Below are 14,174 nucleotides of genomic sequence, written 5' to 3' on the forward strand. Positions count from 1 at the left end.
GGTAGAGGCATAAAAATCACAGGAGAAATTGGAGCTGGATCTGGTATTTTAGGAACTCAAAAAGAAAATTATGGAAGATTGTCTTTAGTTAAAAATGATGGTAGAGATATCAACATAAGCGGAACTAATCTTAGTGTAGTAGGTATGGGTAAAACCGATCTTATTTCTCAAACTTCGGTATCTTTAAGAGAATCTAAAGGTCAAATTGATGCCAATACAGCTGATGCTATGGGTTTTAACGCTTACAATGGTGGTGGAAAACAAATTGTTGTTGGATACAAATCAGCAAGTGCTTATATGAGTGATGGAAATGGCTTTTCTAAAGGTTCTGGATTTTCAATAGGTTCAGGTAAGAATATGTCAACAGCTTTAGCTGGTTCTATGGTATTTATTTCAGCAATGTCAACAGCTAGTGGGTATTATAATGTTTCAGCAGGATCAGGTTTTTCGGATGGTTCGGGACAATCTCAGTTTGCTACTTTGAAAATTTCAGCAGGCAATAGTGCTGGGGTAACTTATAAAAATGCAGGTGTAACCACACTTAAAGGTGCTATGGCTGTGATGGATATAGTAGAGACTGCTACGACAAATCTCGATCAAATCAGAGCTGATATAGGTTCAGTACAAAATCAACTCCAAGTTACTATAAACAACATTACTGTAACTCAAGTTAATGTAAAAGCAGCTGAATCAACCATAAGAGATGTAGATTTTGCAGCTGAAAGTGCGAATTTTTCAAAGTATAATATCCTAGCTCAAAGTGGATCTTATGCGATGAGTCAGGCTAATGCAGTTCAGCAAAATGTCTTAAAACTTTTACAATAAATGAGGATTTTATCCTCGTTTATAGAAGTTTTCTTTTTTCAAGTTCATCTTGCAAAGGTATGATAGCTTTTTTTAAGATGATATTTTGAGTATCTACAAGTTCAAAAATGCTTTCGATTAAAGACTCATGTGCATAAAGCCAAGCAAAAAGTTTATTTTGTCTGTCACTTTCATTATTAATTTTTTGAGTATATAAAGGAGCCAATAAACTTTCTTCGTGATATAAGGTAGGTCCTAAAATTTCATTTAAAAAATAATAACGCTTTGATTCCATACGAGTTTTAAATTTATCTAAATTTTTATTGATTTGATCTAGAGTAAATTTAGTTTTTCCTCTTTTTAGTGATACCAATTGATTTTTAGCTTTTTTACATTCTTTTAAAAAAGTTTGAGTTAAACTCATTTGCTTTTTGATCTTTTTATAAGCATCTAACATTAACTCATCTCTTTGATTTTTTAAAAGTTTAGGAATTTTAGCAAAAGGTTTTTTTAGATCTTTTTTAAGCAAAGTTTTGCAAAGCTCTTTAAAGGGTTTTTCTATAGCTCCTTCTATCCTAGCTCCACCTTCAGTGGCATTATAAGTTTTTATTTTTCTTTGATTATTTATGAAAATAAAATTTTCAAATATTTCTCTAAATATAGTCCAAATTTCAGAACTTTGAACAATGCCTTCTCCTCCATAAGCTATAGCAGTGTATTTATCAAAATCTCTTTTATGGTGTCCTTTGTGAAAATCTTCATATAAAAAGCCTTTAGAATGAGAGCTTCCATCTTTTGCATAAGCAAGATCTTGTCCTATAAAAACTATATTTTTAAAATTTAAATTTACGGCTAATTCATAATTCATATGAGCTACACTTAAACCACAATTCATATAACCAAACTCATCTAGTTCGGTTGATATAGCAAACGGTAAAGGTCTAGTTGCTAAAATGTAAAATCTTTTATTTCTTTCAAGATAGGCAATGGTATTTTTATGAACCAAAGAAGTTACAAGAAAAGTAATTCCTTTATCAAAATCTTTAAAATCATTATTAAAACATTCTGCTGTGATGTCATCTCTTTCCATCATGCAAACATAATCAGGCTTTATATTATGCTTTGCTAATATAGCATAAGCGCTATCAGCACAAAAAATTGCAGCTTTATTAGCGTATTTTTTAAGTAAAGGAAGTTGTTTTTCAAGACTAGGACCAGTAGAAACTATGATGGCCACATTTTCATTTTTGGTGTTTTTTCTTTTTTGAAGTAAGGTTTTATAACTTGGATGGTTGATCATTTTAGGGATATTTTGGACAAATTGTTCTATACCTTGCATTGCATCTTTTGGGTCATTCCCGTTTCTTAAACTTATGTTTTTTATAGCCTTAGAATTTAGAGTGTTTACTTTTAACATATCTTTTTCATAATTTTTATAAAAATTAGAATGCAAATGTAAATTATAAATTTTAAAAAATTGATTGATTTCTTTTAGAGAAAATATTCTATCAGCTTTAGTATAATTCATATGAGGAGTATAGACTAAGATTAACCTTCCTTTTCTTAATTCCTCGCTAAAATCGATCAAATTAAGAGTGATAAAAATAATTTCAATTTCTTTTTCAAAAACAACGATTCTTTTATGATTTTCATTTTGAAGCAAGGCTTTGTATAAAATTCCATTTCCTAAGCCGTAAAAAAATAAAGCAGGATATCTTTGATATTCTTTAAAAAATTCAATTTTTTCTTCTAATTCTTTTAAAGGATTTTTGTAAATGGTTTTTAAATTTCTTTTTTGAATGATATTGATATCTAAGCTATCTTTACCAAAAGTATAAGAAAAATATCTTAATTCTTTTATTTTTTTTAATTCTTCTTTGATTTTATTATATTCATTGCCATTCATGGCTTTTAAATTTTTATCAAAAATTTCATTTTGCATTTTTTATTTTCCTTTTGTATTTTTCTAAATTTCTTTGTATTAATTCATTTTCTAAAGGAGTGATATTTTCTCTCAAAGCTTTTTCTTGAGCTTTGATATGTTCATAAACCATATCAAAAAATTCTATATGTTCTTTTACCCATAGTAAAGATTTGTTATAAGAATCTTCTAAGGTTTTTGGATTTAAAACATAAATCCTTGCCAAATTAAGTTCAAATTGAGTTAAAAGAGGGCCTAAAATTTCATAAAAATCTAGCATATTTTTTCCATCTTCAAGTTTAGTTTTGATTTTATCGATTTCTTGTATGAGATAATCAAGTATTTCTTTACCTTCATTTAAATTTGAGATTAAATTAAGATTTGAAAAACTTTCTAAGATGTGGTTATAAGATTTTAAAAGTTCATCTGAAAAATCTTGACAGTGTTTTATACTTTTATAAATTTTATAATAACTTTTTAGCAATAATTCATCTTGTTTATCTTTGCTTAAAACTTCTACTTTAGGAAAAGGCTTTTTAAGATCTTCTTTAAGTAAAGTTTCACAAACTTCTTTAAAAGGTTTTTCTATAGCTCCTTCTATCCTAGCTCCGCCTTCAGTGCAGTTGTAAGTAGTGCAGAGTTTTAATTGTTTTGTTTGAAATATATGTTTTTCTAAGGTATGACGAAATAGATTCCACCCTTCTTTAGTATAAACCATTTTTTTGCCACCATAGGCTAGAGTTTTTAAATGATAAGTGATTTTATTTTTATCTACAGCATCATAATTTCCATAAATATGTTCACTTGGATGAGAGCTTCCATCTTCTGCATAAGCAAGATCTTGTCCTATGAAGATAATATTTTTATGTTTTAAAAACACGGCTAATCCATAAGCTATATTGGCTACGCTATGTCCTTCAACTAAATCACCAAAACAATTTGTTTTTAAGTATTCTGTAAAATGTGTTTTGCGATAAGATAACATAAAATTTCTATTGTTATTTTCCAAATTTTTTATAGTTTGAGGATGGGTTAAGTGAGTTGTGATAAATAAAATATCTTTATCAAAATCACCAAAATTATTATCAAAAAATTTAGAGGTTGATAAAATTCTTTCTAAAGATAAAACATAATCAGGTTTTATACTATGTTTTGCTAAAATAGGATATGAGGCATCAGCTGCTATAATGGTTGCTTTATCGGTATATTGTTTAAGAGTATCTAATTGTTTAGAAAGACTAGGTCCTGTTGAAACGATAATAGCAGTATCGCTAAGATTTTCTCTTTGTTTGAGTAAATTTTGATAAGGAGCGTGGGTTAATAAAACTGGAAGATTACAAATAAGTTGTTTTATGCCTTGTAAGGCATCTTTTGAGTCATTGCCGTTTTTTAATATAGCATTTTTAAAATTTTTCATAAGATTGTTATTTAAATTTAATATTTCTTCTTGATCTTTTTCATAATAATTGCTACTAAGCTCTAAAAAATAAGCTCTAGAAAATTCAAAAAAAGGACTAGTTGAACACAAATCATAATAATCTTGAAATTCTAAGGACTTAATATCAAGAATTAAAAGTCTATTTTCTTTTAATTCTTGTGAAAAATCTATGAGATGAAGTATGATCTTAAGAATTTCTAATTCTTTTTCAAAAATAACTAAATGTTTATGATATTTATTTTTTAAAAGTGCTTTAAATAAAATTCCATTTCCAAGACCGTAAAAATAAAGCACAGGATATAAAAGATATTTTTCATTATAGGTTTTTAACATAATATCAAGTTCTTTTATCGAATCTTGATAGAGAAAAGTATGATTTTTAGTATCTTTTAGGTTGATATCTAAGTTATCTTTGCCCAAGATAAGCTCATAATGAGTGATTGATAATTCTTTTAATTTTTCTTTTAAGGTGGGATTATTTAGTGAATCTAGATTTTTATTAAAAAGTATGGTTTGATTTTTATTGAATTTCATAAGCCTCCTTTTTTTATTTTACTAAAATATCGTCATTTTTGTATTTTTTTAAAGCTTCTTTTATGATTTGGTTTTGAGTATTTAAATACTCAAAGCTTTGTAGCCACCATTTTTCTTGACTAGTTAAAAAGTCTTTAATTTTTTCATTTTGTTCTAAATCATTTAAAACTTCGTAATACATAATTTCACATTCGTTATGATAATATATGGCTTGAGTGAGCTCATTAAAAAGTTTTAATCTTTTAAAATTCTTAAAAAAAATTAAAAGGTTTTGCTTAATTTTTATTAGAGTTTGTAAATTAAGTTGAGATTTACTAAGTTCAAAGTCAAGTTTTTTTAGTTCATTTTGACATTTTTTTATAAATTTTTCACTTTGTTCGACATTTTTAATTAGAAGTTTTTGAGTTTGTAAAAATTTATTTTTAATTTCATTTTTTTCTAAAATTTTAGGCAGATCAAAAGGTTTTTTAAGATCTTCTTTAAGCAAAGCTTCACATGTTTCTTTAAAGGATTTTTCTATAGTTCCTTCTATCCTAGCACCCCCTTCGGTACAATTATAGGTGTTGATTTTTAATTTTTCTTTCGCCCAGAAAATATCTTTTTCAAAGGCTTGTCGGAACAAGTTCCAAGTGAGTTGAGTTCTTACTTGTTTTTCTCCTCCATAAGCAAGCGTATAAACTTCACCGCGTATTTTCTCTCCTTTATTTCCATAAATATGCTCTCTTGGATGAGAGCTTCCATCTTCTGCGTAGGCTAAGTCTTGTCCTATGAAAATGATATTTTCATGCCTTAGACTTGCGGCTAGTTCATAAGCCATATTAGCAACACTTGCTCCAACTCCAATATAACCAAATTCTTTAAGATTTAATGACACGGCAAAGTGTAAAGGACGATGTACTAGCATATATTCTCTATTATTTCTTTCAAGAAATTCAATAACTTCTTTATGAACTACTGAAGCTAGGATAAACAAAATTCCTTTATCAAATTCTTTAAAATCATTATCAAAACACTTAGAAACTATATCATCTCTTTCTAACATGCAAACATAATCAGGTTTTATATCATGCTTTGCTAAAATAGGATAAGCGCTATCAGCGCAAAATATAGCGGCTTTATTTGCATACTTTTTTAGTAAAGGCAATTGTTTGGTTAAGCTAGGCCCTGTTGAAACAATGATGGCGTTTTTAACTTTTTGTTTTCTTTCTTTTAAAAAATTTTGAAAAATTCCATGGTTTAAAAGTTTAGGAAGATTATTAAGCATGTGTTTGATACCGATAATAGAATCATAAGGATCATTTCCTTTAGCCAAAACGATAAAACGAATATTTTCAATAAGTTTTTTGTTAAGTTCTTGTATTTGATGAGTATAGAATTTAAGATAAAAATCGCTATGTACAAAAAGATTAAAAATTTTCACACTTTTTTGTATGTATTTATACATAAAAAGTGTTGTAAGTTGTGCAGTAGTGATATTTGGGGTATGAAAAAGTATTAATTTTTCATTTTTTAATTCTTTACTAAAATCAAAAAGATGTAAAGCTAGGGCTAAAATTTCTAGCTCATCTTCAAAAACGATGATGTGTTTATAGTTTTTATTTTCACATAAGGCTTTGTAAAACATACCATTTCCAAAACCATAGAAAAATAATACAGGATATTTTTCATACTCGCTTTTAAAAAGAGTTAAATTTTCTAAAAGCTCTTGATTAGGATTTTTATAAAGCGTAATATCATCTTTTATAAAATTGATTCCATTTTCATTTTGCTGTATTTTAAAATCGTTTTTTTTTAAAGCACGTAATTTATACGCTAAAATTTGATCAACTTCAAATAAGGCTTGAGTGTTTTTTAAAAAAAGATTTTTATTCATCTAAAATCACTTTCTTTTAAAGCATCGCCAAATTTTATATCTTTAGTAGCTTTTTTTCCTAGAATTTCTTGATAAAATTTAGGATGTAGTCCAAAAGAAGGACGCACGGATTTTACATTTTCTTCGCTGAACATTTCACCTTTTTTGATATCCTTACTTGCATATAAACTTCTTGCAAAAACACGGTTTTTAAGAGCTTTTTCATCTAAGTCCAACTTACCATTGCCTAAAGCACTTTCGGTCTGTCTAACCGCATCTACCATAGCTTTAAATTCATCAAAATCAAGACTAAATTTACTGTCTTCACTTTCTATATTTTTATCCAACATAAAATGTTTTTCTATCACTCTAGCTCCAAGTGCTACTGCTATAATGGGAGCTAAAGAGCCAAAACTATGATCACTTAGTCCTACTTCAACATTAAATTTTTCTTTTAAACTTACTATGCCTTTTAAATTCATATCTTCTATGGCGGCAGGGTAGGCTGAGGTGCATTTTAAAAAAATCAAGTCAGGATTTTTTTCTTCTTTAAAAATTTCACAGATTTTAAAAAGTTCTTCTTCTGTAGCAATGCCTGTTGAAACGATAGTAGGTTTTTTTTCTTTGGCGATTAAATGCACGAAATTTTCATCATTAGCTTCAAAAGAAGCGATTTTATAAGCTATAGAATCAAAGCGTTTTAGAAATTCTAAATCTTCTTTAGCAAAGGGGCTTGAAAAACAAAGTATGCCTTCATTTTGCGCGGTTTCAAAGATTTGAGAATGCCACTCATAAGGAGTTTTTGCACTTTCGTAAAGCTCATAAAGTCTTCTTTTATCCCAAAGCCCACCCTTGATGATAAAATCTTCTTTGTCGCTATTTAGCGTAAGACTATCTGCAGTGTAAGTTTGGATTTTTATCGCATCAGCACCTGCTTTTTTGGCTGCTTTTATGCTTTTAAGTGCCATTTCAAGACTTCCTGCGTGATTTGCACTCAGTTCTGCGATGATAAAAACTTTTTTATCGGTGTTGAAATTTCCTATTTGCATGTTTTAATTCCTAAAATATTATAAAAATTAAACTAAATATCGGTAAAATTATACAATTTTTTATTTAAGGGTTGGATTTGTGTGAAATAGAAAAACTTCTTTCTTTTAAATTTAATCATGAAAATCTCCTCTATACAGGATCTGGAACGAGTGCTTTGTATTTGATTTTTTCTTATTTAAAAAAACAAGGAAAAAGTAAAATTGCTATTCCTTCTCTTGTGTGTCCTCAGGTCTCTTGTGCAGCATTTAAGGCGGGTTGTGAGCTTGTTTTTATCGATGTTTCTTTATGTAATTATACTTTAGATTATGAAAGTTGTGTTGCTTTATATACAAAATATTCCTATGATACTTTAGTTTTGGTTCATCTTTATGGACATTTTTGTGATGAGAGAATTTGGAAGTTTTGTTTAGAAAATGATATTTTTATTATAGAAGATTGTGCGCAAACTTATAAGATAGATTTTAGAGCTCATGCAAGTATTTTAAGTTTTGGCCATACTAAATTTTTGGAAAATAATTCATGGGGGGGGGGTAATTTTTGTTTATTCTAAAGAAATTTTACAAGATTTATATATAATGAATGAGCACTTAGAATTTAAGGATTTTAAAATATTTTTTGAAGAATATAGGCAAAAATACTATGCTTTGGATTCTAAAGATTTACATTATTTTTCTAAGCTAAAATCTTTGCTTTTGGATTATACTTTGATTTTTAAAGCACAAAATTATGGAAATTTAAAAACTAAACTTAATAATCTAGAAATGATTTGTAAAAATCGTAGAGAAAAAATGCAAATTTATCAAGAAAATTTAGCTCATCGAGACATTATTCATCCTAAATTAAGCCATAACTGTATTTCTTGGCGTTATACTTTTAGATATTTAGGAGATAGGGAAAAACTGCTTGAAAGATTGCGTTTATTGAGAATTGATTGTTCTTCTTGGTATATTCCTTCTCATCGGATTTTTCAAAGTAAGACTTTAAAAAATGCTGAAATTTTATCTCATCAATTGATCAATTTATGGCTTGATGAAAAAATAAGCAAGAAAGAAATTTTTAAAAATGTCGATATAATTATGCAAAATTTATAAAAAAGGTAAAATATGATTCAACAAAAATGGCACGAATTGCATGCAGATAAAAGACATCAACCGCGTTACCCTAGTAATGATTTAGTAAGTTTTGTTTTTAGAAATTTTAAATCAGGAGATAAAATTTTAGATTTAGGGTGTGGTGCAGGAAGGCATGTTAAATTTTTAGCAGAAAATGGCTTTAAAGCTTTTGGGGTAGATTACTCAGAAAATGGAATTAAAGCCGCTCAAGAGCTTTTAAAAACATACAATCTTCAAGCAGATTTAAAAGTTTCAAGTGTAGATGATATTCCTTATGAAGATGAAAGTTTTGATGGTTTGCTTTGTTATGGGGTGCTTTATTACAATTCTAAAGAGGTGATAGAAAAAGCAGCTAAAGAAATTTATAGAGTCCTTAAAAAAGGTTCTATGGCCTATGTTGCTGTAAGAAATATGGATGATTATCGTTATAAAAATAATGAAAAAAAGTCAAAATATGAAGTTATTATTCAAGAAAGTGATAAAAATAGATCTGCAAACTGTGAAGATGGCATGCAAATGTATTTTTTTGATAAAGATGAAGTGCAAAGGATTTTTAAGGATTTTAAAAATATAGAGATTAATTGTTTAAAAACAAGTTATGCAAATGATAGTTTTGCAGATGAAAGCTTTTTGATAATCTTGAAAAAATAAGGTTTATTTTGATGAATTTAGATGAGAGATTAAAAAAAAGACAAAGAAATGAAGTAAAAAGTATGTACATAATAGAGTATTTTTATAGAATTATTCTTGCACGTAGATATTTGCCATTTTTGACCAAGATAAATATACATCCTATTGCTATTACTGCATTAAATACTATTATTTTCCCTATTACTTTATATTTTTTATATTTTGAGTATTTTTTAGTGAGTGCAATTTTAATTCAAATATATGCTTTAATTGATCATACGGATGGTATGCTTGCACGATATACAAATAAGCAAACTTATATAGGTTCAAGACTTGATCGTTTTAATGATAATGTATTTTTTAATGCAATTTTTATTTTTATAGCATTAGGTGCTAATTTATCTTTATATCTAGCTTTTATGACTATAATTTGTATGAATATTCATAATGCATTTGGAATGTTTTATTTTTCAAAAAAGCTTAGGTCTTTAAAGAAAATTAGAAGATTTGGAATTAAAAAATGGTTTCTTGATAGAAATTTTATTTTAGGTATAGACTGTTCTTTAATGTTGACCTTGGTTAGCTTATTTTTAATTATTGATGAAGTATTTTTGTTATTTTATATTGTATCGTTTTTATATTTGTTGGATGTTATATATCGTTTTATAGAATTAAAAAGGAATCAAAATTTAGATTTTAAGGAGAAATGCAATGGGAGAAATTAAAGCAGAATCTACTTCAGCAGGAAGAGTTGTAAATAATTCAAAAAAAGATATTGATACAATTTTTGTAAAGTATTATGGACAAAAATGGTTAGATTATAGAAAAAAATGGTCAGATGCGTCTAAACAGATTTTGAATGATTTTCCTTTATTTGTTCGTTTTGAAAATCAATTTAAATGTAATGCCAGATGTATTATGTGTGTTCATGGTCATGCAGACTTAAGGAATGATTATTATTATAATGGATATTTGCCAATTGAAACTTTTAAAAGACTTGTTGATGAATGTGATGCATATAAATGTCCTTCTGTCGGTATGTCTCAGACTAATGAACCACTTTTAGATCCTGATATTATAGAAAGAATTTGCTATGTTAGTAAAAAAGACAGCATAATGGATATTCATTTTAATACCAACGCTTCACTTCTAGATGAAGAAATGAGTAAAAAACTGCTTGATACTAAGATTACAAGAATGAATTTTAGTATTGATGCTTTTACGGAGGAAACTTATAAAAAAATTAGGTTAGGATTAAACTTTAAAAATGTTGTTAGAAATATAGAGAATTTTTTAAATCTTAAGGCTAAAATGGGTCAAGAGTTGCCTATTGTAAGGGTAAGTTTTCTTTTACAAGAAAAAAATAAACATGAACTTGAAGACTTTAAAAATTATTGGGTAGATAAAGTTGATTATGTTTCCGTTCAGCGTTATGTTCCAATTTCTCCATTTGATGATGAAAGAAGTATCGCTATTTCAGATGCCCCTATAGCAGGTAAACAGTGCTGTTCTTATCCTTTTGAATCTCTATTTATTCATGGAGATGGGCTTGTAGTTCCTTGTGCAAGTCATCGCGCTAAACATATTGCTGTAGGTAATATTAATACAGATAATATTTATAATATATGGCATTCTCAAGCTATGGAAGATTTGAGAGAGGCACATAGAAATGGTGATTTAAGTAAAACAAAATTATGTGATACATGTTTATTTAAAGGATAATCAAAATGAACAAAAAGTTAGTTTATGTACCTATGGCTGCAGATATTATTCATCCAGGTCATTTAAATATAATTAAAGAGGCTCAAAAGCTTGGTTATGTTATGATAGGTTTATTTTCAGATCAAGCTATTGCAAGTTATAAAAGAGTGCCTTTTATGAATTTTGAACAGCGCAAACAACTTATAGAATCTATAAAAGGTGTTGATGAAGTTGTTATTCAAAATGAAAAAGATTATGACAATAATTTATTAAAATACAAACCTGATTTTATGGTTCATGGTAGTGATTGGAATGAAGGTCCATTAAATTCTTCAAGAAAAAAAGCTATTGATTTAATGAAAACTTGGGGAGGAAAGGTTATAGAACCGCAATATACTCCAAATATTTCTTCTACAAAACTTAATAAAGATTTAAAGCAATTTGGAATTTTGCCTCAAAATAGATTAGGTTCTTTAAGAAAATGTATGAATGCTAAAAGTCTTATAAGGGGTATAGAATCACATAGTGGAATTAGTGCATTAGCTATTGAAAATACATTTTACAAAGATGAAAATGAGATTAATCAAGAGTTTGATTTTTTATGGCTTAGTTCGTTAACTGATTCGAGCTCTAAAGGAAAACCTGATATAGAATTTGTAGATTTAACTTCAAGAATAGCTACAGTCAATGATATTTTAGAGGTATCAACAAAACCAATAATTTATGATGGCGATACAGGATCACAAATTCCACATTTTATATTTATGGTAAAACGATTAGAAAGACTTGGCGTGAGTGCAGTGGTTATTGAGGATAAAATTGGCTTAAAGAAAAACTCTCTTTGCGAAGGTAATGATATAAAACATACTCAAGATTCTATTGAAAATTTTTGTTTAAAAATTCAAGCTGGAAAAAAAGCACAACTTAGTGAAGAATTTATGATTATTGCAAGAATTGAAAGTCTTATTTTAAATCAAGGTATGAATGATGCAATTTCAAGAGCTAGAGCTTATATTGATGCTGGAGCTGATGGTATTATGATTCATTCTCGAAAAAAAGATGGATGTGAAATTATAGAATTTTGCAAAAAATATAATACTTTTAAAGATAGAAAACCATTAATGGTTGTTCCTACAAATTATCCATCACTTGGCGAAAAGAAGTTACAAGAAGCTGGAGTTAATATTGTAGTATATGCCAATCAATTATTAAGATCCGCATATACAGCAATGCAAAATACTGCTTTGTCTATTCTTAAAAATAAAAGTTCGGCTGAAGCGGATAAAGATTATATTTCTGCTTTGGATTTAATTAATTTAATTAAAGGCAATGAATGATTGATTCTGAAAAATTTGCTTCATTTTTACAGGATCGTTTTTCTTTTATAGCTGGTGTTCCAGATAGTCTTTTAAAATACATAAATCAAGCGTTGGAAAAAAAATTCAGAGAAAATTTTCATATTTGCGCTAATGAAGGACAAGCTGTAGCGTTTGGAATTGCATATAATTTAGCTACATCGAAAATACCTTTGATATATATGCAAAATTCAGGTATAGGTCATGCTTTAAATCCACTTTTATCTCTTGCAGATAAGACGGTGTATCAAATTCCTTTAATTTTATTTATAGGATTAAGAGGAGGAGTAGACGATGAGCCTCAGCATTTAAAACACGGGGAGATAAGTAAAAAAATTTTAAAGATTTGCGGTATAAAAACTTTGTATTTATCTCAGAATATTGCTGTCGCAAAAAAACAAATAAATAAGGCAATTGAACAAAGTTTTAACGATAAAAAAATTATTGCTTTTTTGATCAAAAAAAATACTTTTAGCAAATATTCTAACAATGATATAAAAAATAACAATTTTGCCATTCTTAGAGAGGAGGCTATTGCTTTAATTCAGGATATTTTTCAAGATTCAAAATTTGTTACTACGACAGGCATGATTTCGAGAGAATGTTATGAACTAAGAAAAAATAAAAACCAAACACATGAAAATGATTTTTTGGTAGTAGGTTCTATGGGACATGCTAATTCTTTAGCTTTTATTTTATCTAGATATAGTAAAAAACGTATTGTTTGTTTGGATGGAGATGGAGCATTAATTATGCATATGGGCGGAATTTTAAATTTTAAAGGTGCTAGTTTTTTGCATATTGTTTTTAATAATGAAATGCATGATAGTGTTGGAGGGCAAAGAACTCATATATCGAATACAAATTTAAAAAAAATGTTAAAAATTTGCGGGTATGATTATAGTTATTCTGTCGCCACAATTACACAACTTAAAAGAATACTCAAGAATATTAAAAAGCAAAAAGGTTTGATATTTTTAGAAATAAAAGTTAAACGTCAGACGCGTGATAACTTAGGTCGTCCTAAAAATTTATTACATTTAAAGGAGATTTTTTGTCGGGAGTTTTAGTTTATATTACGGGATTAAGTGGAAGTGGTAAAACAACTTTGGCAAAAGAATTACAAAAAGAATTAATACTGCAAAATATTTATCCCATATTGCTAGATGGCGATGAATTGAGGGCTTGTATAAATAATGCCAATTATGATATTAAGAATCGTATGGAAATGGCAATGTTTTATGTAAAAATTGCTAAAATGTTATATAATCAAGGTTTTATAGTGATTTTATCCACAATTTCTATGTTTGATTCGATAAGGGAATTTAATAGAAATAGTTTTCAAAATTATTTGGAAATTTTTTTAGATGTTTCTTTTGAAATAAGAAAAAAAAGAGATAGTAAAAAATTTTTTAAAAATAAGATAGAAAACATGGCAGGTATTGATCAAATTTTAGAACTACCCAAAAAAAGTCATATTGTTTTAAAAGATGATTTTGATATTAATAATGCAAAAATATTAATTATAAATAAAATATTAAATTTTGTTTAGTAAAAATACATTTATATCTTCATTTAATTTTATTTTAATATAATAATAACCCTTAGAATCCATCAGCGATGAAGAATAATCAAAATTTTCTACATTATTAAAATGAATTTTTTCTTTAATGATAAATTCAGGATATAGTGATTTTATTTTTTTATAAAATAAATAATCTTCTTTGGTAAAAATCATTTTAACCAGACAAAAATTTTTAGCTTTTGTATTTACTTT

14 protein-coding genes are annotated in these 14,174 nt (G+C 27.6%); 9 read left to right on the top strand and 5 right to left on the bottom strand.

Annotation, left to right across the window (positions count from 1 at the left end):
- A partial coding sequence (locus AJ939_RS07735) for a flagellin (RefSeq protein ID WP_261666736.1) occupies nucleotides 1-825 on the top strand: 825 nt, incomplete at its 5' end.
- Nucleotides 826-844: 19 nt separating this feature from the next.
- On the opposite strand, the gene AJ939_RS07740 is transcribed toward AJ939_RS07735, so the two are convergent.
- The 4 genes from AJ939_RS07740 to pseI are packed head-to-tail and all read right to left on the bottom strand — an operon-like array spanning nucleotide 845 to nucleotide 7,598.
- Complete coding sequence (locus tag AJ939_RS07740) at nucleotides 845-2,746, bottom strand: motility associated factor glycosyltransferase family protein (RefSeq protein WP_070275944.1); 1,902 nt, start codon at nucleotides 2,744-2,746, stop codon at nucleotides 845-847.
- Nucleotides 2,736-4,697: a motility associated factor glycosyltransferase family protein gene (locus tag AJ939_RS07745; protein ID WP_070275945.1), complete on the bottom strand. Its 1,962-nt coding sequence runs from the start codon at nucleotides 4,695-4,697 to the stop codon at nucleotides 2,736-2,738. The genes AJ939_RS07740 and AJ939_RS07745 overlap by 11 nt, the downstream gene beginning before the upstream one ends.
- Nucleotides 4,698-4,710: 13 nt before the next feature.
- A complete protein-coding gene (locus AJ939_RS07750) occupies nucleotides 4,711-6,570 on the bottom strand; it encodes a motility associated factor glycosyltransferase family protein (protein ID WP_070275946.1) in 1,860 nt (619 codons plus the stop codon).
- A complete protein-coding gene (gene pseI / locus AJ939_RS07755; protein WP_070275947.1) occupies nucleotides 6,567-7,598 on the bottom strand; it encodes a pseudaminic acid synthase in 1,032 nt (343 codons plus the stop codon). Before pseI ends, AJ939_RS07750 begins: the two co-directional genes overlap by 4 nt.
- Nucleotides 7,599-7,675: 77 nt before the next feature.
- Between pseI and AJ939_RS07760 the strand changes: the two genes are divergently transcribed.
- From AJ939_RS07760 to AJ939_RS07795, 8 genes are read left to right on the top strand one after another with little or no spacing between them, the layout of a single operon-like run.
- Nucleotides 7,676-8,149, top strand: a complete 474-nt coding sequence (locus AJ939_RS07760; RefSeq protein ID WP_070283444.1) for a DegT/DnrJ/EryC1/StrS family aminotransferase — start codon at nucleotides 7,676-7,678, stop codon at nucleotides 8,147-8,149.
- Nucleotides 8,150-8,174: 25 nt separating this feature from the next.
- Nucleotides 8,175-8,690: a DegT/DnrJ/EryC1/StrS family aminotransferase gene (locus tag AJ939_RS07765; RefSeq protein ID WP_070283445.1), complete on the top strand. Its 516-nt coding sequence runs from the start codon at nucleotides 8,175-8,177 to the stop codon at nucleotides 8,688-8,690.
- A gap of 12 nt (nucleotides 8,691-8,702) precedes the next feature.
- Nucleotides 8,703-9,362 (top strand): class I SAM-dependent methyltransferase, encoded by a 660-nt coding sequence (locus AJ939_RS07770; protein WP_070275949.1) that lies wholly within the window; start codon nucleotides 8,703-8,705, stop codon nucleotides 9,360-9,362.
- A gap of 11 nt (nucleotides 9,363-9,373) precedes the next feature.
- Entirely contained in the window at nucleotides 9,374-10,066 is a 693-nt protein-coding gene (locus AJ939_RS07775; protein WP_070275950.1) for a CDP-alcohol phosphatidyltransferase family protein, read from the top strand.
- Nucleotides 10,053-11,063, top strand: a complete 1,011-nt coding sequence (locus AJ939_RS07780) for a radical SAM/SPASM domain-containing protein (protein ID WP_070275951.1) — start codon at nucleotides 10,053-10,055, stop codon at nucleotides 11,061-11,063. The genes AJ939_RS07775 and AJ939_RS07780 overlap by 14 nt, the downstream gene beginning before the upstream one ends.
- Before the next feature lie 5 nt (nucleotides 11,064-11,068).
- Complete coding sequence (gene aepX / locus AJ939_RS07785) at nucleotides 11,069-12,379, top strand: phosphoenolpyruvate mutase (RefSeq protein ID WP_070275952.1); 1,311 nt, start codon at nucleotides 11,069-11,071, stop codon at nucleotides 12,377-12,379.
- A complete protein-coding gene (gene aepY, locus AJ939_RS07790; protein WP_044780665.1) occupies nucleotides 12,376-13,467 on the top strand; it encodes a phosphonopyruvate decarboxylase in 1,092 nt (363 codons plus the stop codon). Before aepX ends, aepY begins: the two co-directional genes overlap by 4 nt.
- Entirely contained in the window at nucleotides 13,452-13,949 is a 498-nt protein-coding gene (locus AJ939_RS07795) for an adenylyl-sulfate kinase (protein ID WP_002862005.1), read from the top strand. Before aepY ends, AJ939_RS07795 begins: the two co-directional genes overlap by 16 nt.
- Here AJ939_RS07795 and AJ939_RS10960 read toward each other — a convergent pair.
- A partial coding sequence (locus AJ939_RS10960) for a hypothetical protein (RefSeq protein ID WP_186820840.1) occupies nucleotides 13,935-14,174 on the bottom strand: 240 nt, incomplete at its 5' end. The genes AJ939_RS07795 and AJ939_RS10960 overlap by 15 nt on opposite strands.

This window comes from Campylobacter sp. BCW_6889, assembly GCF_001762535.1.
In the GTDB taxonomy this organism is placed as follows: Bacteria; Campylobacterota; Campylobacteria; order Campylobacterales; family Campylobacteraceae; genus Campylobacter_D; species Campylobacter_D jejuni.

Coding starts and splice junctions, on each gene's coding strand:
- AJ939_RS07740 (WP_070275944.1), bottom strand. CDS start 2,746: ATGCAAAATGAAATTTTTGATAAAAATTTAAAAGCCATGAATGGCAAT.
- AJ939_RS07745 (WP_070275945.1), bottom strand. CDS start 4,697: ATGAAATTCAATAAAAATCAAACCATACTTTTTAATAAAAATCTAGAT.
- AJ939_RS07750 (WP_070275946.1), bottom strand. CDS start 6,570: ATGAATAAAAATCTTTTTTTAAAAAACACTCAAGCCTTATTTGAAGTT.
- pseI (WP_070275947.1), bottom strand. CDS start 7,598: ATGCAAATAGGAAATTTCAACACCGATAAAAAAGTTTTTATCATCGCA.
- AJ939_RS07765 (WP_070283445.1), top strand. CDS start 8,175: ATGAATGAGCACTTAGAATTTAAGGATTTTAAAATATTTTTTGAAGAA.
- AJ939_RS07770 (WP_070275949.1), top strand. CDS start 8,703: ATGATTCAACAAAAATGGCACGAATTGCATGCAGATAAAAGACATCAA.
- AJ939_RS07775 (WP_070275950.1), top strand. CDS start 9,374: ATGAATTTAGATGAGAGATTAAAAAAAAGACAAAGAAATGAAGTAAAA.
- AJ939_RS07780 (WP_070275951.1), top strand. CDS start 10,053: ATGGGAGAAATTAAAGCAGAATCTACTTCAGCAGGAAGAGTTGTAAAT.
- aepX (WP_070275952.1), top strand. CDS start 11,069: ATGAACAAAAAGTTAGTTTATGTACCTATGGCTGCAGATATTATTCAT.
- aepY (WP_044780665.1), top strand. CDS start 12,376: ATGATTGATTCTGAAAAATTTGCTTCATTTTTACAGGATCGTTTTTCT.